This is a genomic window from Streptococcus sp. KR, assembly GCF_002238115.1.
Taxonomy (GTDB): domain Bacteria; phylum Bacillota; class Bacilli; order Lactobacillales; family Streptococcaceae; genus Streptococcus.
Map to the genome: position 1 here is coordinate 51,134 of NZ_NGVM01000013.1, position 20,653 is coordinate 71,786.

A 20,653-nucleotide genomic window follows, 5' to 3' on the forward strand; every position below is an offset into this window, starting at 1 on the left:
TCACTCCTCTCTGTCTGATCGATTAGCACTCGATACGTTCAAGTGCTAACTTATGATTCTATTATACACCCTTAAAAGAGAATGTCAAGATAAAAACTCAAAAAATTAGCACTCTTTTACCAAGAGTGCTAAAAATCAGTCTAAAGACCTAGAATCCTACCTTCCATCTACTCGGTATTTCCTTTTTAGTCTGAAATAACCATAGATTAGATAAGAAATCATAAAGGCATATAGAGCAAAAATGACAAAGAAAGATTGCGACAGTTCTTCTCGAAACAAACTCATACAAACAACAAAACCTCCTAAGAAAGTAGCTGCACATGAACGAAGTCTAGATCGCATAACTCCCCATCTGATCTCCTTAGCAATATAGACTTGATCCTCTGGAAGTAAATCAGAAGACGATTTACGAAGAATTGAACAAGAACCTGCTTCTATCAATTCCCAACCGCTATTCCTAAAATCTTGCAGTTCATGCTTATACTTTTTAAGAAATCTAGAATCATAGATACGGTAAATGATATCGTCCGGTTGACATTGGTCAAAATAGAACAAACCAAAACGACTCGTTCTATACCTCCAACCTTTCAAATGCATCTCATGTAAATATTCTTCTTCCTTGTCCAAATCAACAATGGTGAAAATCCGAAATTCTACTCTGCTATTCATTGTCTTACCCCAAAATTAGAAAACATGCCTGGTTTTATTTATTAGATAATTCTTTCCACTTTTGACTCAATCTCCAAAAAATATAAGAAATCTGAATCGCATGGACTATCAATAAAACACCATCTATTATAACAATCAAAAACATTTCCCAACTGAAAGAACTACCTCCAGTGACAACCCTTGAGAAAACCGGTAGTAGAGCTAAAAAGAGAAGCAAAATAGGAAGCATCCGCCTCGTTAAAATCCGTTTGACCATAGCTAACTTCCCGGCCGCGTCATTATAAATTTCAAACTCGGCATCCGACTCAATTCCAGAATGAAGCTTTCTAAAGTAGGAAAACCCATTAAAGTCTGTAATATGCTCCCAGCCACAGTCTTTAAATAATTGTAAATAGGAGGCTCTCTCTGATTTTTTCATAGGATAAAAGTCCAACTGATAAGAAACCTGCTCCGGTTGACACTTTTCAAAAGTATACTTAACCGCAACTACTAAGTTAGAGTAGGTCACTTCCTTAAGTTTCCAGCCCTCAGCATGCATTTTTCTAAGATATAAAGCCTCTCTATCATAATCCGCAATGGTAGCAATTCTATAAACAACCTTCTTTTCCATCATCTTTCCTCCAGACTGTTCCTATAGAGCCGTTCAATACGTTTCAATTCAATATCTAAGACTTTTCGTCCCAAGTCTGTGATCTGATAGATTTTCCGTTTTTCCTCTTCACGGACAAAGGAAATCAAACCATCCTTTTCCATTTTTGACAAGGTTCCATACATAGTCCCAGGACTAATCGAAACTTGCGAATCTGTCATCTCCTTGACCTTTTGCGTAATACTGTACCCATGACCTTCCTTTTGCAGACAGAACAAGATATAAAAACCCGTTTCCGTCATCGGAAGATAAACTCGACGAATCTTATCCGTTAATTCCATTTTCATTCACCTCCTATTTAGTTCGATATATCGCACTTCGTTATATAAAATATATCACACCTCGATATAAAACACAAGAAAAAAGATCACCCACAGGCAATCTTTCTTCTATATTAATAAAGATCTAGATAGTTATCAATTTCCCATTGTGAAACAAAGGTCGCATAGCTCGCCCATTCGATTCGTTTGGCTTCAAGGAAACTAGTATAGATATGTTCTCCAAGAGCTGCTCTGACAACCTCATCTTCAGTCAGAGCTTTCAAAGCGTTGTGAAGAGTTGACGGAAGGTCTGTAATACCAGCTTCCTTGCGCTCTTCTGCTGTCATGATGTAGATATTTTCTTCGATAGGAGCTGGTGCTTCGATTTTATTTTCAATACCATGCAAACCAACTTCCAATAGAACTGCCATAGCGATGTATGGGTTTGCCATCGGATCCACTGAACGCAACTCAAGACGAGTTCCCATACCACGTGAAGCAGGCACGCGCACAAGTGGCGAACGGTTACGACCAGCCCAAGCAATGTAAACAGGTGCTTCATAACCAGGAACCAAACGTTTGTATGAGTTAACTGTTGGGTTCATGATGGCAGTATAGTTGTAAGCATGTTTGATCAAACCACCAAGGAAATGGTAGGCCGTTTCTGACAACTGCATTCCTTTTGGATCATTTGGATCAAAGAAAGCATTGTTTCCTTCTTCATCAAACAAGGACATATTACAGTGCATACCTGATCCGGCAATACCAAATTTTGGTTTGGCCATAAAGGTTGCGTAAAGTCCGTGTTTTCGAGCAATGGTTTTAACAACAAGTTTAAAGATTTGAATCTTATCACAAGCTCGAAGAACTTCATCGTACTTGAAGTCAATCTCATGTTGTCCAACCGCAACCTCATGGTGACTTGCTTCTACTTCAAATCCCATTTTGGTCAAGACATTGACAATCTCACGACGTGTATTGTCCGCAAGGTCAGTAGGTGCCAAATCAAAGTAGCCACCCTTGTCATTTACTTCAAGTGTTGGATCCCCATTTTCATCCAGTTTAAATAGGAAGAATTCTGGTTCTGGCCCAAGGTTGAAGGACTTGAATCCTACTTCTTCCATGTGACGAAGAGCACGTTTCAAATTGCCACGAGGGTCTCCTGCAAATGGTTCACCTTCTGTTGTATAGACATCACAGATCAAACCTGCAACACTTCCATTTTCATCTCCCCAAGGGAAGACTGTCCATGTATCCAAGTCTGGGTACAAGTACATATCTGACTCATTGATACGTACAAAACCTTCAATAGAAGATCCATCAAACATAGCCTTGTTTGACAAGACTTTATCTAACTGTTCATCTGTGGCAGGAATTTCGACGTTTTTCATGGTTCCCAAAATATCTGAGAACATGAGACGAATAAAGGTAACATTTTTTTCCTTGACTTCACGACGAATATCTGCAGCTGTGATTGGCATGAGTTTTCTCCTTAATGTATGACTACTTGCGGTTGCCTAACCGCGACCAAAAGGTGACCGTACTGAAGCAAAGCGACCCTGTTGGAGGAGTTCATTGTGAAGTGCACGACGCACCTCAGTCTGACTCACCGCTTTCTTGGATTTCGCTTCACGTTCAGCATATTTTTTCTTAATGGCAGCGATATTATAACCTTCAGAGATATAATCTTTGATTTCAAGCAGACGATCCATGTCATTCAAGGAATACATGCGACGGTTCCCTTCGTTTCGATCAGGCTTAATCAACTCCTGATCTTCATAATAACGAATCTGACGCGCCGATAGATCGGTCAATTTCATAACACTGCCGATAGGAAAAACAGCCATATTTCGGCGAAATTCTTTTTCCTTCATTTACAATTTCCTTCTTTCTGTCTATTATAGTCTAAAAAAAGACAAACGTCAATTGATAATGTTATAAAATGTAACATTATTTTTCTTTTTTTTCTAAAAAGAGCCGAATACGTTCAATATCGTAATTTACGAGAATTGCGACAAAAACTCCCATGAACGTTTCTGATACACGCGCAAACACGTACAAAATTGTTTCGCCGCTCGGAATCGATAGGGTAATGATTAACATAGCTGCTACACCACCAATAACCCCTGCTTTGTTATTCATGGCTACATTTGTCATAATGGTTAACATGGTGCAAATCGGAACAACAACCAAGGTCACCCAAAAGGCTTCGTGGAAAAAGGTATTTAATAAGAAGAAGACCAGGGCATAGAGGCCACCGATACTATTTCCTAGAATACGCGAAGTCCCAAAATGGACACTCTTATCAAAACTCTCCCTCAGGCTAAAAACGGCTGTCAAAGCACCGATTTGAAGACCTTTCCAACCAAAAAAGCCAAAAATCAAGAGAACTAGAAAAACAGCAATACCTGTTTTAAAGGTTCGCATACCAAGTTTGAACTGGGATTTATCGAATTTATATTTTTTAAAATAACTCATAATCTCAACTTTCTATTTCCATTTTATCATAAATCGGTGATTTTTATGAGTAATAGTTGAGAGGAAGCGTTTTTATTTTAAGCAAAAGAAAAGAGGAACTTTCATCCCTCTCTTCTTTGACTTGTTTATAAAATCTTATTTTTCTGTCAAGGCTGCAAGTCCTGGAAGAACTTTACCTTCAAGAAGTTCCATTGATGCTCCACCACCGCGTCACAAATACCTACACTAACACAAAAAGGTGACATAGCCACCTTTTTGTTAACGTTTCAGTTTTGTTCCTTTTTCTACAAAATCAGGATTTTGTAGAGACTAACGGGCTGAAATTATTTTTCTGTAAGTGCAGCCAAACCTGGCAATACTTTACCTTCGAGAAGTTCCATTGAAGCACCTCCGCCCGTACTAATCCATGAGAATTTGTCTGCACGGCCAAGGTTAATCGCTGCAGCAGCTGAGTCACCACCACCAATGATTGATTTAACTCCTGGTTGTTTCACGATAGCGTCCATCACACCAATTGTACCAGCTTGGAAGTCTGGGTTTTCAAATACACCCATAGGTCCGTTCCATACAACTGTTTTCGCACCAGTCAATGCTTCGTCAAATTTAGCGATAGATTTTGGACCGATGTCAAGACCAAGGAAGCCTGGATCCACTGCTTCACCTTCAGTGTCACGTACTTCAGTGTAGCCCGCAAATGCGTTAGCTTCTTTTGAGTCAACTGGCAAGATCAATTTACCGTTTGCTTTTTCAAGAAGAGCTTTCGCAACATCCAATTTGTCTTCTTCTACAAGTGAGTTACCGATTTCGATACCTTGTGCTTTGTAGAATGTGTAAGTCATACCACCACCGATAAGGACTTTATCAGCTTTTTCAAGCAAGTTTTCGATAACACCGATCTTGTCTGAAACTTTTGAACCACCAAGGATAGCCACGAATGGACGTTCTGGAGTTTCAACTGCTTCTTGGATGTAGGCAATTTCGTTTTCAAGAAGGAAACCAGCAACTGCTTTTTCAACGTTTGCTGAGATACCAACGTTAGATGCATGTGCACGGTGAGCTGTACCGAATGCATCGTTTACGAAGATACCATCTCCAAGTGATGCCCAGTATTTACCAAGTTCAGGATCGTTTTTAGATTCTTTCTTGCCGTCAACATCTTCGTAACGAGTGTTTTCAACCAAGAGAACTTGTCCATCTTCAAGAGCGTTGATAGCTGCTTCCAATTCAGCACCACGAGTGACTCCTGGAAGGAAAGCAACGTCTTGACCCAATTTAGCTGCCAAGTCAGCAGCTACAGGAGCAAGTGATTTACCAGCTTTGTCTGCTTCTTCTTTTACACGGCCAAGGTGAGAGAAGAGGATAGCACGTCCACCTTGTTCAAGGATGTACTTGATAGTTGGAAGAGCTGCAGTGATACGGTTGTCGTTGGTAATCACGCCATCTTTTACAGGTACGTTGAAGTCAACACGAACGAGAACTTTTTTCCCTTTCAATTCAACGTCTTTAACAGTCAATTTTGCCATTAGATATGACTCCTTCTTTTTTTATACGTGTTAATTATATCACAAAATCAGCAAAAGAGATAGAAAAACCCTAAACTTTTCCAGTTCTTTCTTGCAACGAAAACTAGCATTTCTGAAAATCAAAACTAGAAAAACCTTTCCAAATCACTAAGTAATACAAGAAAAAGTAGTTAATCCATCTCATTCTTCCACTGATTTTTACTAGTTAAAACGAGGTTTGACTAATCTGCAGTCAAACCTTATTTTTAGTTGTTATGAGGAAATGCAAGAATCCTAAATCGATTCGTTTTCTCTCTTCTTTCCAGCAAGTAGGCCATAGCCACTCATCACTCCGAGGAGTCCTAGTGCTACTAGACTAGCATCTCTTCTTACTCCAGTATTTGGAAGTTCTTTACCTACTTTTTCATTTGTCGGTGTTTCTAAAAGAGCTTGACCTGTTTTTTGAGAGTCTTGCTCTACTTTCGTTCCAACTTCAACAATTTCCAGAAGAGCTTCCTTGAGAACTTCTGTTGAACGAAGAGTGCGATTGCCTCGGGCATCGACTTCTACAAAGCGACGAATTTGTCCTTCTTCTCCAGCTTGCACAATACGACGTTGACCTTTGAGAAGTTCTGAGCTTGAACGTTCTTGACGTTCAAAGGATACTTCAATTTCTTCAACTTCTAGTTTCGGAGTTTCTAGAACTAGGTCTTTTACTCCCTCAGCTGGTTGATTGCTTGATAGAACTTTTGTACCTACTTCGGTAATCTCTGGAACAGCTTCCTTGAGAACTTCTGTTGAACGAAGGATACGATTGCCTTGGGAATCTACTTCTACTAGATGACGAACTTGACCTTCTTCTCCAGCTTGCACAATACGACGTTGACCTTTGAGAAGTTCTGAGTTTGGATGTTCTTGACGTTCAAAGGATACTGCAACTTCTTCAACTTCTAGTTTCGGAGTTTCCAGAACTAAATCTTTAACTCCTTCAGCTGGTTGATTACTTGAAAGAACTTTTGTACCTACTTCGGTAATCTCTGGAACAGCTTCCTTGAGAATCTCTGTTGTACGAAGGATACGATTGCCTTGAGCATCTACTTCTACTAGACGACGAATCTGCCCTTCTTCTCCTTTTTGGACAAATTGACGTTGACCTTTAAGAAAGTTCGCATTTGGTCGCTCTTGACGTTCATAGGCTGTTGTTTCAGTTTCAACAACTAGTTCAGGGAGGGCCTCAACTGTTGGGGCTACTTCACTTGGATCCATGCTACCAACATGATGACTTTCTTCTGCAGGAGCTAGTTTCTTATTCAGCTTTTCTTTCATGTCCGCAAAAGCTTGTGGAGTTGGCATCTCTGAAGCCAACAAAGCTTCTGCTTGTTCAATCAACTCAGCTTTAGGATCTTTTTCACGGATAGATTCGAGCAAGCCTTCCAATTCTTCTCTAGCAGTTTGATAACGTTGATTTCCATCCAAGTCTGTCCCTGCTTGTTTCAACTCATTCAAAGCCCGGTTGACTTCTTCTTGGCTAGCATTGTGGTTTTCTGCTACAACTTTCGCTGCATTGAGTTTCTCTACTAGTACAGCTTGTTTGTCCTCACTTGAGAAGGTATAGGCAAGGGTTGACTGACGGCCTTGGGCAGCAGTGATTTCTTGTTTAAGGTATTCATCATTAACTGCAGCCTTTGGAGAAACCAAGACATCAAACTCAGCCGTGTGCCCCTTGTAATGCAGGGTCAAGGTCTGGCGTCCAGTCTTCTGAGCATCGTATCCCGTGATTTCAACACCTTCATCAGTAAAGCTGTGAGTCTCTTCTGTCTCATCATCATAGAGAACACCAAAGCGACCTTCAGAGAGATCCAGTTGATCTCCTACTAGATAGTCTGTTTTTGGTTTCTTAGTAATATACAAGCCCGCTACTTCTTTTGGTTTTCCTTCATCCTGTCCTGTCACTTGGACTTTCAGATCACCTGACACTGGTAAACCAAGGTATTGCAGTGTTAGGTTTTGTTCCCCCTTTTGATGAGCGTCGTATCCAGATACCGTCACACCTGAGTGAGTAAGGTTAATCAGCTCGTCGGCTTGTCCCCCTTCGTATTGAACACGGAGTGTTCCGCCTCTGAGGTCCAGTTTTTCTCCTTCTTTATAAACTGTCTTTTTAGGTCCTTTTTCAAGGCTAACTGCAGCAATTTTTCTCTCATCCTGTGGAATCGCTACAGCCAAGGTGTTACTGATTTCTTTGCCAGGTAGTTGGGTACGATAGTAGAGGAGAGTTGGTTGCTTATCAAAGCCCAATGGAGCTGTTGCCAAGTCACCACCAGTTTCAGTCTTCAAGGTTGCAATTGGTGTTTGTGAATCAGCCTTGTCGTAAACGGTGATGGTTGCGCCTGCCGGAACATCAGAGAAGCCTAGTTGAACTTGGTGGTTTCCAAGTGAACGGGCAGCTACCTTAGCCATTGGAATATTTTGACTTTCTGTGTCCAAGGCTTCGTACATCTTCCAGTTGTAGATACGAATGGCCTTCCAAGGTGTTCCATTATCAGATGTAATGACATGCAAACGCCAGTCTTGGGCAGTAATTGGTTTGTCAAGAGTGATATCCGTAACGTGCGCTTTATTACCACGGACTTCCTTAGCTAGTTTCCACTCGCCATCTGTATCCTTGTAGTAAAGATCAAAATCCTTGGTGTTCATCAGACCATCGTTAACAGACTCACCACCAGCTCCCGCATGATCCATCACCCATCTGATAACACGACGTGGTTGAGTCAAACGAATATCGACACTACCGCTCAATTGTCCTGAAGACCACTTGTCTGAAAGACTGGTAATAGTACCGTTCAACATACCTTCAATACCTTCTCCACCTTCGGTATTCGGGAAAGTGCTACCGATAACCGTTGCCCCTGGAACAATATTTTCAGCCAAAGGTCTTGGGAGAGTCGTATCCTGAACAGTCATGCCCCAGTTAAAGGATGTCGTCGCAGCTTCTGAACGAAGGCCATTTTTACCAACTGCAACGACTTTCAATTCTTGCGTCGTACCAGTCGCATTAGCAGAGCGGCTAACTTTTGGCAAGTAGATGGTTGAAGCAGACGAACCTGTCAACAAACGCCAGTTATCCCCATCTTTTTCGTAGACTTCATAGAAATCCGCATCTTGATTACCCGCAAACTGGACCACTGCTTCAGCTTCTTGGGCATTTTTAAGAGATTGTTTCACCACAGAAAGGCCTGTAGGCGCTTGTGGTGCTTGGTGATTGTCTGAAATTGTTAATTGACCTAGGTTAAACTGATAATCTTTTACAGCTCCTTCATGCTCGAAGAAGAGTTTGACTGCATAGATGGTTTTACCTGCTAGTGAGCTGAGATCAAATTCTTCATTTGTCCAGTTGTCAGAAAGGGTTAGCTCTTTCCATGCATCTGCATCATCGAATTTGTAGTCTGGAGTTGTAGAGAAGGCCATATAAACTTTCGAGCCTTTTCCTCCCTTGTGGGCAACACGAAGTTTGGTTTTCTCAGTTACTTCTAACTTAGTAGAATACAAATTCACATCCTGGTCCGTCTTACCAGCTACATCACCTGAGAATTTAAGGGAATTTCCGCCATTGTAGGCATCTGTAAAGTCATATTCTGCACGAAGTTTTTCCCCTGTTGAAGTCTGCCACCAGCGCCATGTTGGCAAGATACCTGAAACCGAACGGTAGTTCCACTCAGAATCCTTAGAAACTTCTCCGTCTACAAACCACTTTCTACCATGGCCTGTATTAAAGGAGGTAGTGAAGGTCCGGCCTACTGCTGGTGTGCGGTCTGCAACTAAATTAGCAATCCCATACCACTCTTTGTCCGCTGGTTTTTGAGCTGTCGGATCTCCTTGGTAACCTGTGAAGAAGATATCTTCGTTTTTATGGTAATCTTCACCTGTTTTTCCTAGACTGGTAATTGTATCTGGTGCAAAGAGTCCAAGCGACAAACGTAACTTGCCTTTTTCATCTAAGAGGGCATCCCATTTAACTTTTGTCTTATAAGAACCACCTTGTTGCAATTCCAATCCTGCAAAGACATCATATTGACTACGTTCCAGCCATTTTGCCATTTCTACAGAGTGGTCATTCTTTTCCTTATTCCAGTTGAAATTGGCAAAGAATTGATCCGCAGGGACCTTGTCACCTTCTTTTTGCATGAATTGGTAGTTGTAATCACCTAGACCATCTTCGTGGTAACGACCATATTTATAGGTCATGGCATCGTACCAAGCATACTTGATTGGATGGTTGACTTTTGCCGCATATTCTTTTGTATAGAGCATGAATTGACGCATTTTTTCACCAAGTGGCGTTACTAAGTCACCCGTTGTTTCTTGGTTGATAAAATACCCATCAAAGCCATAGTACTTAGCAAGGTCGACAAGTTTTCGTGCAATAGGGAAGGTCCCATCCTCATCTTGTTTCAAAGCAGCAACAAATTTCTCTTGGTCGGCAATACTATTAGACCAGTTGAAGAAGAGTGTACCATATACAGGAACCCCGTTACGGTGACCTGCATCAATAACGTCAGGAGTTGGAACGAGACCTTCCCAGAAGACCATTGAATCCAAGTATTGCCAGTAGTCAAAGGCGTAGGCTTTGAATTCTTCTCCACCAACAGAAGCGTGGTCTTTAGCCTTTGAGTTGGTATTTGCTAGCGCCTGAACCTTGGCTCTTCTGCTTGCTTTTTCGTTCACTAACTGACCTCTATGGCGCTTAGCTAGTTCAACTGAGGAACGATTGATGGGATCATCCTCACGCGCACCCGGTTCCCATTTCAACAAATCCTCCCAAGAATTAAATTTGATTTCCTTTGGTTTTAATGTTTTTTCTGTATTTTTAGGGACATCTGGCTGGACTTCTTTTTCAGTCTTATTAGCTTCTGCTGCTGGCTTAGACTCATCCCCTTGGCTAGTTCCTTCAGGCTTTGCTTCTGTTTCCTTGTCAGACTTAGGTTTTGCTTCTGCAGATGGTGTTTCCGCAGCCACCTCACTTGCTTTTTCCTCTGGTTTAGCTGCGCTTACTGCCTCTGCAGTTTCAGTAGTTGCAGCTTCATTGCTTGCTGGCGAAGCAGTTTCAGATGCTGTCGCTACTCCTTCTGCCTTTTCTGGCTTATTTTCTCTAGCATGTTCTCCTTCATGCTGCTTGTCAGCTTCATTAGTTGGATGCTCACTCTCTCCTGAAACAAGCTCTGTATGGGCTCCGCTATTTTCAGGAACTGCAGTTTCTTCAGCCAAGGCTGGACCAGCAAATAAAACAGCACCAATCATTAGCGAGCAGGCTCCTACTGATAACTTACGAATACTGTAACGACAACGTCTTTCAAAAAATGGATTCTTCATTTTCTCCTCCTAAAAGATTGATTTTGCTACACAAAAGAAAGCGCTTAACTTTCTTTATAAAATTTTTATCCCAATCACAGGGACCAAGATAATTCCTCCCTCATTTTAAAATATTTCTTTTAAATGTCAATATATAAAAGGAAATACCTATATCTAGGTTAGAAATTGGTAAAATTAATATAATTAAGGCCCATTCTAACGAATTTTCTTTCTAAAATCTTAGCTTAACACTTGTTAGATTTACTTTTATCCTTTAAAATAGAATAGGAGAAATTCCGTTATTATTTTTCGGAGGAAAAAGAAATGTCCATTAATTGGCAGGAAATTTTATTTCACTTTTTAGGTGGTCTGGGACTATTCTTGTATAGTATCAAGACCATGGGAGACGGTTTGCAACAAGCTGCTGGAGATCGCCTTCGTTTTTACATTGACAAGTACACCAGCAATCCCTTTTTAGGTGTTCTAGTCGGGATTGTCGTGACTGCCCTGATTCAGTCAAGTACAGGGGTCACAGTTATCACGGTTGGACTGGTCAGCGCTAGTCTTCTCACTCTTAGACAGGCTATCGGAATTATCATGGGAGCCAACATCGGAACCACCGTTACTTCCTTTATCATCGGTTTCAAGCTTGGTGAGTATGCTTTACCCCTGATTTTCCTTGGAACCATGTTCCTATTTTTTACAAAAAACAGAACCGCAAACAATATCGGGCGCATCCTGTTTGGTGTAGGGGGAATCTTCTATGCTCTAAACCTCATCAGTGCCGGTATGAGCCCTCTTAAAGATTTACCACAATTTAAGGAATACATGGTAACCTTGGGACAAAATCCTGTGTTGGGAGTTTTTGCCGGTGCAGTGATTACCGTCCTCATACAAGCTTCTTCTGCGACAATCGGGATTTTGCAAGGTCTCTATGCAGGTGGATTCCTTGACCTTAAAGGTTCGCTACCAGTTCTCTTCGGGGATAATATCGGGACAACCCTAACAGTTATCATCGCGGCAGCTGGAGCCAATGTCTCTGCGAAACGCGTTGCTGCAACCCACGTCACCTTTAACGTTTTAGGAACCATTCTTTGCTTAATCTTATTAGGCCCATTTACGTCTATGATTGAGTACTTTCAGGCACTCCTTCACCTCTCACCTGAGATGACCATTGCCTTCTCTCACGGTGCCTTTAACGTAAGTAACACCATTGTACAATTTCCATTCATCGGAGCCTTGGCCTACTTTGTAACCAAACTCATCCCTGGTGAAGATGAAGTTGTCAAGTACGAACCACTTTATCTTGATGAGCATTTGATTAAACAAGCTCCATCAATCGCTCTCGGAAATGCCAAGAAAGAACTCCTTCACTTGGGAAATTATGCTTCTAAAGCCTTTGACCTTTCATACAACTACATTATTGACCTTAATGAAAAGGTTGCTGAAAAAGGACACAAGACAGAGGAAGCCATCAATACTATTGATGAAAAATTGACTCGTTACCTGATTACTCTTTCAAGTGAAGCCCTTAGCCAGAAAGAAAGTGAAGTGCTCACCAACATCCTTGATTCATCCCGTGATTTGGAACGGATTGGGGACCACGCAGAAGCCCTAATCAATCTGACCGACTATCTTCAACGTAAAAATGTTGAGTTTTCTGAAGCTGCTTTGGAAGAACTAGCTGATATCTATCAAAAAACCACTGGCTTTATCAAGGATGCCCTTGATAGTGTAGAAAACAATGATATTGAAAAAGCTCAAAGTCTGATTGAACGCCATAAAGAAATCAACAATATGGAACGTGTTCTCAGAAAGACCCACATCAAACGCCTCAACAAGGGCGAGTGTTCAACACAAGCTGGGGTCAACTTTATCGACATCATTTCCCACTATACTCGTGTATCTGACCACGCCATGAACCTTGCTGAAAAGGTCATCGCTGAACAAATCTAAGATCCAAGAAGCTATCCTAAATGGGATGGCTTTTTTCTTTTCCTAACCAAGAATTGCTTTTCTAATATATAGAAAAATGCTTTGATTCACAATGGAATCAAAGCATTTTAAAGAGCTCCCCATACATAATCGCAGAAGCTGCGGTTCCTCTGTACTTGGCTTCTTCTCTTTTGATAAAGCGAGCCAAGTTGAGCAACTCAGGTGCCGGATGTTTGGGATTTAGGAGCAATTCACGATTGACCAGGCCTGAGAGACGAACTGCCAGCAATTGCTCATTTGTAGTAGGCAGTTTTTTAGCAGTCTCTAGGAGAGCAGCAACTAAATCTTCACTCAAATCATGTCGAGCATGATTGTAAAGATCTTTTACAAGGCTTTCTAGGTTTGGTTCTACCATCCCTACCACCTCCTTATGGTTTAATAATTTTTAATCAAATCAACTGTTGAACGATCTAATTTCTTCACCAAGGCTTGCAAGAAAGCTTGCGCTTCTAGGAAGTCATCCATTGCATAGAGGGTTTGGTGAGAGTGGATATAACGAGCGCAGACACCGATAGTTGTAGATGGGACACCGCCATTTTTCAGATGAGCTGCGCCAGCGTCTGTTCCGCCTTTACCACAATAGTATTGGTACTTGATACCAGCTTCTTCAGCCGTTGTCAAAAGGAAATCCTTCATCCCTGGGAGAAGCAAGTGACCTGGGTCATAGAAACGAATCAAGGTTCCATCCCCAATCTTGCCTTGACCGCCATAAACATCACCAGCAGGTGAGCAATCAACTGCTAGGAAGACTTCTGGGTCAAACTTGGTTGTGGAAGTATGAGCACCACGAAGACCAACCTCTTCTTGGACGTTAGAGCCAAGATAGAGTTCATTTCCGAGTTTTTGACCTGACAGAGCTTCCGCCAACTCGCTCACCATAAGAACACCGTAGCGGTTGTCCCAAGCTTTTGAGATGATATTTTTCTCATTGGCCGTCAAGATTGCAGAACTATCTGGTACGATGGTGTCGCCAGGACGGATGCCAAAACTTTCTGCCTCAGACTTATCCGCAAAACCGCCATCAAAGACGATATCTGCAATAGCTGGCATAGTTGGGCCGCCCTTACCACGAGTCAAATGTGGAGGAACAGAGCCTGAAATCACAGGAATTTCACGACCATCACGAGTCAAGAGTTTGAAACGTTGGCTACTAACCACCATAGGATTCCATCCACCGATTTCTACCACACGGAAGGTACCATCTGGCTTGATTTCGCTGACCATAAAACCAACTTCATCCATGTGAGAAGCGACCAAGACGCGCGGCGCATCCGTAGCTTCTGAATGCTTGATACCAAAAATACCACCCAAGCCATCTGTCACCACTTCATCCACGTGCGGTGTCAACTTTTCACGAAGATAAGCACAGACAGGTGCTTCATGACCTGAGATCGCAGCAAGTTCTGTTACTTCTTTGATTTTTGAAAATAATGTTGTCATTTCAGTTCCTTCTTTCTTTCATCCATTTTACCACTTTTTATAGGAGAAGGATAGCGGGAATCATCATTCCAGATAAAACTACTTGTGAAAAAACGAATCACCATTGTAATTCGTTTTATTTATGATTTCGTTTGAGGGAAAAGTGGTCTGGGACGGGGTCCTTACCTGTTTTCGACCAGGGATGGCAACGTAAAATCCGAGCCAAGCCCATCAAAGCACCCTTGAAGCCATGTTTTTCAATAGCCTCAATCATGTAGTTGGAACAAGTCGGCTCAAAGCGACAAGAGGGTGGAAAGGCTGGTGAGATAAACCGTTGGTAAAAGCGCACAGGCGCTATTAAAATTCGTTTCATTATTTCTTGGTTACAGCCATGGTGTGTAGTTGGCTGATTTCTTTTTTATTAAGACGACGGGATTCTCCTGGACGGAGTCCTGTCAAGTCTAGATGTCCAAAACGGGTCCGTGACAACTTGTCCACTTGAAGACCAACAGCTTCAAACATCTTTTTAACCTGATGGTTACGTCCTTCATGGATGGTCAACTGTACCACAGAGCGGTTTTTAACTGGGTCCACTTTGAGAATCTCATAGACAGCCGGCTTGGTTTTCTTGCCATCAATCTCAAGCCCACGGGTCAAAGGGCGGAGATTGTCCTTATTGGCCACACCTTTAACACGCGCAACATAAACCTTGTCAATCTCATTACGAGGGTGAATCATCTCATCCGTAAAATCCCCATCATTGGTCAAAATCAAGACTCCTGATGTATCCCAGTCCAAACGACCCACAGGGTAGATGCGCTCTTTCACATTTGGCAAGAGGTCGACAACCGTCTTGCGACCCTTGTCATCTGTCACACTGGAAATGACACCGCGTGGTTTGTTAAGCAGATAGTAGACCTTTTCTTCGTTGTAGATAGGTTGACCTTCAACTTCGACCTTGTCGCCTGACTTGATGGTCGTTGCTAGTTCACGCACCACTTGGCCATTGACCGTCACCAAGCCTTGCTTGATCAACTCTTCTGCTTTTCTCCTACTGGCCACACCTGCGTGGGCAATATACTTATTGATTCTCATCTTCTTCTATCCTTTCACCAAATAATTGGCTTTCTTGGGCTTGAATCTCAAGCTCATCAATCACTGGTAATTCTTCCAAATGGTTAATTCCCATATAATCTAGGAAATAATCTGTAGTCACATAGAGGTTGGGGCGACCCAACACTTCTTTTTTCCCGTCTTCTCGTATCAAGTCAAAGGCCTGCAACTTTGCCAAGGCCCCACTCGAATTAACCCCACGAATGGCATCAATTTCTATCCGTGTGATGGGTTGCTTGTAGGCAATGATGGACAAGGTCTCAAGGGCAGCCCGAGACAAGCTCTGGTTGATAGGCGCCTTGGAATATTCCTTCAAAATCTCTGCAAATTGAGGCTTGGTCACCAATCTATAAGCGCCCCCTGTCTCAATCAGGGCCAAACTGGAATCTGGGTCCTTTTCATACTTCTGGACTAATTTTTCTAAACTCTGTTGGATGCCTGTCGGTGGCAGAGAGAGGAGTTCAGCTAACTGGCGGACTCTAATCCCATCTTCACCCGCTACAAACAAGAGCGCTTCTATTTTTGCTAAAGTACTCATCTTTCCTCTCTATCAAGTCTAGCTTTGGGCCACTTGACTTTCTTCCTTCTTTTCCATGAGATAAATATCTCCGAAACTTTCCTCTTGCACAAGAATCAGCTCCTGGGTTTTGATTAACTCTAAGGTTGCCAAAAAGAGGGTAATGATCTCTTGGACATTCTGGGCTTCCTTAAACAAATCCTGCAAGCGCAACTGATCTCGTCCAGTCAGGGACTCTTTCACGATAACCATCATGTCCTCAATCTTATACTCATCCCGCAAGATAGTCGTGTGATTTTGTGCAAACTCCTCTTTTTTCTTGGCTAGGATATTTGAAAAAGCCAAAAAGAGGTCAATGGTCGTCTTGTCATGCACAAGCTCCGCATCTTCGTATATCAACTCTGTCGGCGCTTTGGAATAGTGCTGGGCCCGATCTTGGTGCTTGGCTTCCAACTGCTCACCCAAGAGCTTGAACTTGCGGTATTCTTCGATTTGAGAGAGAAGATCCTGCTCCAGGTCATCCTCCAAGTCTGTCACTTCCGCAACCTTTGGCAAGAGCTTGCGACTCTTGATCAGCATGAGCTGACTGGCCATGACCATGTACTCGCCCGTCACTTCCAGACGCATGGCCTGCAGGGTTGAAACATAAGCTAGATACTGTTCGATGACTTCCGTAATGGGCACATCGTAGATATCCATCTGATACTTAGAAACCAGGTGCAAGAGCAAGTCCAGGGGCCCTTCAAAATCTTTTAATTTAATATCCATTATCTATATTTTTCTAAGGTCAGGACTGTTTTTAATCCTAATTTTTTTGCAATTTCGTACAAATCGACCTTGTTTTCAATTTGTCGTAGAATGAACTGTTCCCGTAGGGCTTGGGCTGATAGTGCTGGAAAACCTTTCTCCCTGACAAAAGCTTCTAGCTGACGGAAGGCCCACTGACGAGAATAGGCTTTCCCTGTCCTTTCAAAAAGATAGGTCTGGCCCATCAAGGGTTCTAGCTCTGAAAGCAAGCTCGTGGGAATGGTGACAATCCTCTGTTGGGAAGCCTTCTGGATTCGCAACACCTGAAAGTCCAGATTGATATCCGCAACCTTGAGAGCTAAAATCTCACTCGGCAAGAGTCCCATTTCTAGGATTAAGAGCGCTAGCAAGCGACCCTCTGAATAGTCACTTTCCTGCCAAAAAGAGTCTAGGTCTAACAATTCTGGCTTTTCGGTCTTCTTTTCAGCTTGTTTGGCTAATTCCAAGCGGTAAAAGCTATCCACTTCTCCTTTTTGATAGAGAAAGTAGAGAAATTGGTTACAGGCCGAAATCTTTCGCTTCTGGGCGCTGATTTTTAGATTGGCTAGTTGGGCTTGGTAAATCTTGAGACTGGTCTCAGAAATCCGCTCGCCTACAATGTCTAAAAATTGCTCCAGATCATACTTATAGGACTGCTTGGAATTGGCAGACAAGCCCTGCTTTTCCTCTAAAAAATCTGAAATTCTGTCTCTCATTTGCATCGAATCTCATATTCCTTACTAAAGTCATGCAAGAGGGCATTGACTGCCTTGAGGATAGACTTGCGCGTGATGATCCCTTGGAAAATCCCTGACGCATCCACAACCGGCAAGAAGGACTCATCTACCAGCTTGTGCAAGACCTCCGTAATGGTAAAATCAGGCGAAACAACCGCTACATCCGTTTTGGTCATATGAACAATATCCGTATCCGCCATAATTTCTTGATTCAAGTCATGCTCCATCTGATAAGCCATAATATCTCTGAGCCCAATCGTCCCAACAAACTGTTTTTCATCTGTCACAACAGGAACACGGGTGTAGGTCATCTGACTAAGCAAGAGGGTTGCATGATCCGCATTGTGGGTATCAATTAACACAGCTAGATTTTCAGCAGGGGTCAAAAAAGTTTCTTCTTGCCCCAACAAGAAAGTCTCAAACTCCTTGGCAATCATCGGCTAAACTCCTTGGACAAGCCCGGATACACCTCGTGGTCTCGTGTCAAAAAGTCCACTTTAAAATAACTGTCATCAATCTCCACACGAGCATAGAGACATTCTCTGATAGTCCCACGTGGTTGACTGATAGAACCTGGATTTAGAAAAAGAGTCTTTCCTTCCATCCAAGCATTTGGCACATGCAAGTGACCATAGAGACAGATATCGGCCTCTTCCTCCTGAGCCCAGTAGTCCAACTTTTGAAAGTTGAAATTGATGTCAAACAAGTGACCATGAGTTTGGATAATCTTGGTCGAACCAAGCTCAGTCACCAAACGTTCTGGGTAGCCGGCGTAGAAGTCCATGTTCCCTTTAACAACACGGATTCCCTCCCAGAGTGGAGAATCAGGACGCAATTCAGAATCGCCGTTATGAAAAACGGCGTCAACTTTGCCTACATAGCGATCACGGATTTCTTCCACAATCAAGCTATCGCCATGAGAATCGCTCATTACAATGATGGTTTGCTTTGCCATGATGGAAATACCTCCAAAAGTTTCTTAACAGCTAAGGCACGGTGAGATTGACTATTTTTTTCTTCAAGGGTTAATTCAGCTGAGGACTTGCCTGTCTCTCCTACAAGGAAGAGAGGATCGTAACCAAATCCATTTTCACCCTTAGGTTCAAAGTTAATGTAGCCAGGCCAGTCTGCTTCAACAACCAAGCTTTCCTTGTTTGGGCTGGCTACGACTAGGGTTGTATGGAATTGAGCCGAGCGGTCCTTGAGTTCAAAGACCATGGCCAATTCGTGCAAGAGTTTGGCATTGTTTTCACGGTCAGTAGCTCCCACTCCTGCAAAACGAGCTGACCAGACACCTGGCAAGCCACCAAGGACATCGACTTTGAGACCTGAGTCATCTGCCAAAACCATCTTGCCCGTTAATTGGGAAATGGTTTCTGCCTTGAGACGGGCATTTTCTTCGAAGGTCATGCCTGTTTCTGCTACTTCAGGCAGGTCAGGATAGTCATTAAGATTTTCCACATCGTAGCCTAACTTATCAAAGATAGCTCGAAATTCCTTGGTCTTGCCTTCGTTTCGAGTCGCAATCAATAAGGTTTCTCTGACCTTGCTTGTCTCAAAGAAATCATGAACATTGACCCCTTCTTTAGGCAATTCTACATGCAAGAGTTGCCCATTTTCAACTAAGAGAAAAGCCCCCTGACGTTGGATGACTTCCACATTTCGTCCCATTTCTTGGTTGAGGATATCTACCACAAAAGACAATAAACGGTAGAGAGAACCATAGCGTAAAACAGTAACAGAAACAGGAAAACCTCGATCCTCATCTCGAAATCTTTGGGCAAACTCCAATAGAGGAAAATCCAAGTCATCATCCGTCAATGTCCGGACGCCACCAAAAATACCATAGGACCCGACATACCAGTCCTGTTCATCCTTATATTCATAAATTTTATTTGTCATAATTCTACATGCTCCACATGAATCTCTTTTTCCAGCCATTCTTCACCAATTTGTGCAAAACTTTGGCTGCTAGCTGTTGTGTAAAAACGGTGATGGAGTGGTCCAGCATCGCGACCACGATTGATTTCAAAATAATTAAGTAAGACTGAGATATCTCGTACGCACTCTGCTCCACTATCGATAAGTTGAACCTTGGGCCCCATAACATTTTGAATAATAGGTCTGAGAAGCGGATAATGGGTACAGCCCAAAATCAGGCTATCCACCTTGCCGACCAAGGGACGTAGGGTTTCATAGACCACTTTCTTGGTGACACTGGTTGACAGGGCACCAGACTCAACCAAGGGAGCAAACTTGGGACAGGCCAAGCTCTCCACCTGTAAGTCCGGATCCAGATCGTTGATTTTCTGACGATAGATATCAGATTGTACTGTCATGGGCGTTCCAATCACTCCGATTTTCCCACCTTGGCTGGACTTGATAGCTGCCGAAGCTCCTGGCAAAATCACACCCAAGACAGGAATATCTAGTTGAGCCTTAATTTCTTCCCAGACGACCGCAGTCGCAGTATTACAAGCAATGACAATCATTTTGACATCCTTGGTCAAAAGAAAGTTGACCAACTGCCAAGTATATTCACGAATTTGCTCAGCAGGACGGGGCCCGTAAGGCGCCCGTGCCGAATCTCCAATATAGACGATTTCTTCATGGGGGAGTTGGCGCATGAGCTCGCGCACAACGGTCAAGCCCCCGACACCCGAATCCAAAAAACCAATTGGTCGATTATCCATACAGTCTTCTTTCTAGTCTTTTTTCTGATTGATAGTTCATTATGATTATTGATCCTTATGAACTGAATGACAGCCTAATCAACAACTATCTCTCTTAATCATAATCAAATATCAATAGAATGCAAGGAAAAAGTCTCATCCCTAAACCATAACCAACATAGTGAGAAGTCTGGAACTTTCATCCCAGACTTTTCCTTATTTATTTTTTCTTTTTATTGTTAGCAAGGGCTGCCTTTTGTTGGCGGATGATTTGGTGGTAAACTTGTTGTACCTTAGCTTCGCTTGGTTTTTGACCATTTGCACTCAAAAGAGTACGAACTGCTTCAGCATTCAAACGTGGGTTGTCAGCGAATTCTTTTTCAATTTGCTTACGAACCAAGTACATTCCCCCAAGAGCTCCTCCTAGAAAAGCTAGCACAATCAATACAATTGCTAAAAGTAAATCCATCATTTTTCTCCTGTTTCTTTTTGAGTCTCTTTCATTATACC

Annotated in this window: 21 protein-coding genes; 1 reads left to right on the plus strand and 20 read right to left on the minus strand. The window is 42.5% G+C overall.

The window, feature by feature from the left end; all coding sequences use genetic code 11:
• Nucleotides 1–156: 156 nt before the first annotated feature.
• The 8 genes from CBI42_RS06970 to CBI42_RS07010 all read right to left on the minus strand — a co-directional run bounded on the left by CBI42_RS06970 (nt 157) and on the right by CBI42_RS07010 (nt 10,925).
• Entirely contained in the window at nt 157–669 is a 513-nt protein-coding gene (locus tag CBI42_RS06970; protein WP_094753597.1) for a DUF2812 domain-containing protein, read from the minus strand.
• Nucleotides 670–703: 34 nt separating this feature from the next.
• Entirely contained in the window at nt 704–1,279 is a 576-nt protein-coding gene (locus CBI42_RS13405; protein WP_094753613.1) for a DUF2812 domain-containing protein, read from the minus strand.
• A complete protein-coding gene (locus tag CBI42_RS06980) occupies nt 1,279–1,599 on the minus strand; it encodes a PadR family transcriptional regulator (protein ID WP_049510185.1) in 321 nt (106 codons plus the stop codon). The genes CBI42_RS13405 and CBI42_RS06980 overlap by 1 nt, the downstream gene beginning before the upstream one ends.
• Before the next feature lie 113 nt (nt 1,600–1,712).
• On the minus strand, nt 1,713–3,059 hold the full coding sequence (glnA, locus tag CBI42_RS06985) for a type I glutamate--ammonia ligase (protein WP_004255939.1): 1,347 nt from the start codon (nt 3,057–3,059) through the stop codon (nt 1,713–1,715).
• Nucleotides 3,060–3,095: 36 nt separating this feature from the next.
• Nucleotides 3,096–3,452: a transcriptional repressor GlnR gene (gene glnR / locus CBI42_RS06990; protein WP_000659548.1), complete on the minus strand. Its 357-nt coding sequence runs from the start codon at nt 3,450–3,452 to the stop codon at nt 3,096–3,098.
• Between the two features lie 76 nt (nt 3,453–3,528).
• Nucleotides 3,529–4,056, minus strand: coding sequence for an FUSC family protein (locus CBI42_RS06995; RefSeq protein WP_094753599.1), 528 nt, complete (start codon nt 4,054–4,056; stop codon nt 3,529–3,531).
• 323 nt (nt 4,057–4,379) lie between these two features.
• The gene (locus tag CBI42_RS07000; RefSeq protein ID WP_094753600.1) at nt 4,380–5,579 is read right to left on the minus strand and encodes a phosphoglycerate kinase; all 1,200 of its coding nucleotides are present in this window, start codon (nt 5,577–5,579) and stop codon (nt 4,380–4,382) included.
• 273 nt (nt 5,580–5,852) lie between these two features.
• Complete coding sequence (locus tag CBI42_RS07010; protein WP_094753601.1) at nt 5,853–10,925, minus strand: endo-beta-N-acetylglucosaminidase; 5,073 nt, start codon at nt 10,923–10,925, stop codon at nt 5,853–5,855.
• Between the two features lie 303 nt (nt 10,926–11,228).
• Here CBI42_RS07010 and CBI42_RS07015 point away from each other — a divergent pair, with 303 nt between their 5' ends.
• Entirely contained in the window at nt 11,229–12,860 is a 1,632-nt protein-coding gene (locus CBI42_RS07015; RefSeq protein WP_000026670.1) for a Na/Pi cotransporter family protein, read from the plus strand.
• Nucleotides 12,861–12,957: 97 nt separating this feature from the next.
• Here CBI42_RS07015 and CBI42_RS07020 read toward each other — a convergent pair whose 3' ends face one another.
• The 12 genes from CBI42_RS07020 to CBI42_RS07075 form a co-directional block, all read right to left on the minus strand.
• A complete protein-coding gene (locus CBI42_RS07020) occupies nt 12,958–13,254 on the minus strand; it encodes a bacteriocin immunity protein (protein ID WP_033679682.1) in 297 nt (98 codons plus the stop codon).
• Between the two features lie 20 nt (nt 13,255–13,274).
• Nucleotides 13,275–14,339, minus strand: coding sequence for a glutamyl aminopeptidase (gene pepA, locus CBI42_RS07025; protein WP_094753602.1), 1,065 nt, complete (start codon nt 14,337–14,339; stop codon nt 13,275–13,277).
• Nucleotides 14,340–14,454: 115 nt separating this feature from the next.
• Nucleotides 14,455–14,691 (minus strand): membrane protein insertion efficiency factor YidD, encoded by a 237-nt coding sequence (gene yidD / locus CBI42_RS07030; protein WP_094753603.1) that lies wholly within the window; start codon nt 14,689–14,691, stop codon nt 14,455–14,457.
• A complete protein-coding gene (locus tag CBI42_RS07035; protein WP_001222228.1) occupies nt 14,691–15,413 on the minus strand; it encodes a pseudouridine synthase in 723 nt (240 codons plus the stop codon). The genes yidD and CBI42_RS07035 overlap by 1 nt, the downstream gene beginning before the upstream one ends.
• Complete coding sequence (gene scpB, locus CBI42_RS07040) at nt 15,400–15,969, minus strand: SMC-Scp complex subunit ScpB (protein ID WP_000105305.1); 570 nt, start codon at nt 15,967–15,969, stop codon at nt 15,400–15,402. Before scpB ends, CBI42_RS07035 begins: the two co-directional genes overlap by 14 nt.
• Nucleotides 15,970–15,987: 18 nt before the next feature.
• Nucleotides 15,988–16,716, minus strand: coding sequence for a segregation/condensation protein A (locus CBI42_RS07045; protein ID WP_094753604.1), 729 nt, complete (start codon nt 16,714–16,716; stop codon nt 15,988–15,990).
• Nucleotides 16,716–17,450 (minus strand): site-specific tyrosine recombinase XerD, encoded by a 735-nt coding sequence (gene xerD / locus CBI42_RS07050; RefSeq protein WP_306425622.1) that lies wholly within the window; start codon nt 17,448–17,450, stop codon nt 16,716–16,718. Before xerD ends, CBI42_RS07045 begins: the two co-directional genes overlap by 1 nt.
• Nucleotides 17,447–17,908, minus strand: coding sequence for a cyclic-di-AMP-binding protein CbpB (cbpB, locus tag CBI42_RS07055; protein ID WP_020902176.1), 462 nt, complete (start codon nt 17,906–17,908; stop codon nt 17,447–17,449). Before cbpB ends, xerD begins: the two co-directional genes overlap by 4 nt.
• The gene (locus tag CBI42_RS07060; RefSeq protein WP_020902175.1) at nt 17,905–18,426 is read right to left on the minus strand and encodes a metallophosphoesterase; all 522 of its coding nucleotides are present in this window, start codon (nt 18,424–18,426) and stop codon (nt 17,905–17,907) included. The genes cbpB and CBI42_RS07060 overlap by 4 nt, the downstream gene beginning before the upstream one ends.
• Entirely contained in the window at nt 18,402–19,373 is a 972-nt protein-coding gene (locus CBI42_RS07065) for a nucleoside-triphosphate diphosphatase (protein WP_000182443.1), read from the minus strand. Before CBI42_RS07065 ends, CBI42_RS07060 begins: the two co-directional genes overlap by 25 nt.
• On the minus strand, nt 19,370–20,164 hold the full coding sequence (gene racE / locus CBI42_RS07070) for a glutamate racemase (protein ID WP_033684754.1): 795 nt from the start codon (nt 20,162–20,164) through the stop codon (nt 19,370–19,372). Before racE ends, CBI42_RS07065 begins: the two co-directional genes overlap by 4 nt.
• A gap of 199 nt (nt 20,165–20,363) precedes the next feature.
• Nucleotides 20,364–20,612 carry a YneF family protein gene (locus CBI42_RS07075; protein ID WP_000364990.1) on the minus strand — a complete coding sequence of 83 codons (249 nt, stop codon included), beginning with the start codon at nt 20,610–20,612 and terminating at the stop codon, nt 20,364–20,366.
• Between the last annotated feature and the right edge of the window lie 41 nt (nt 20,613–20,653).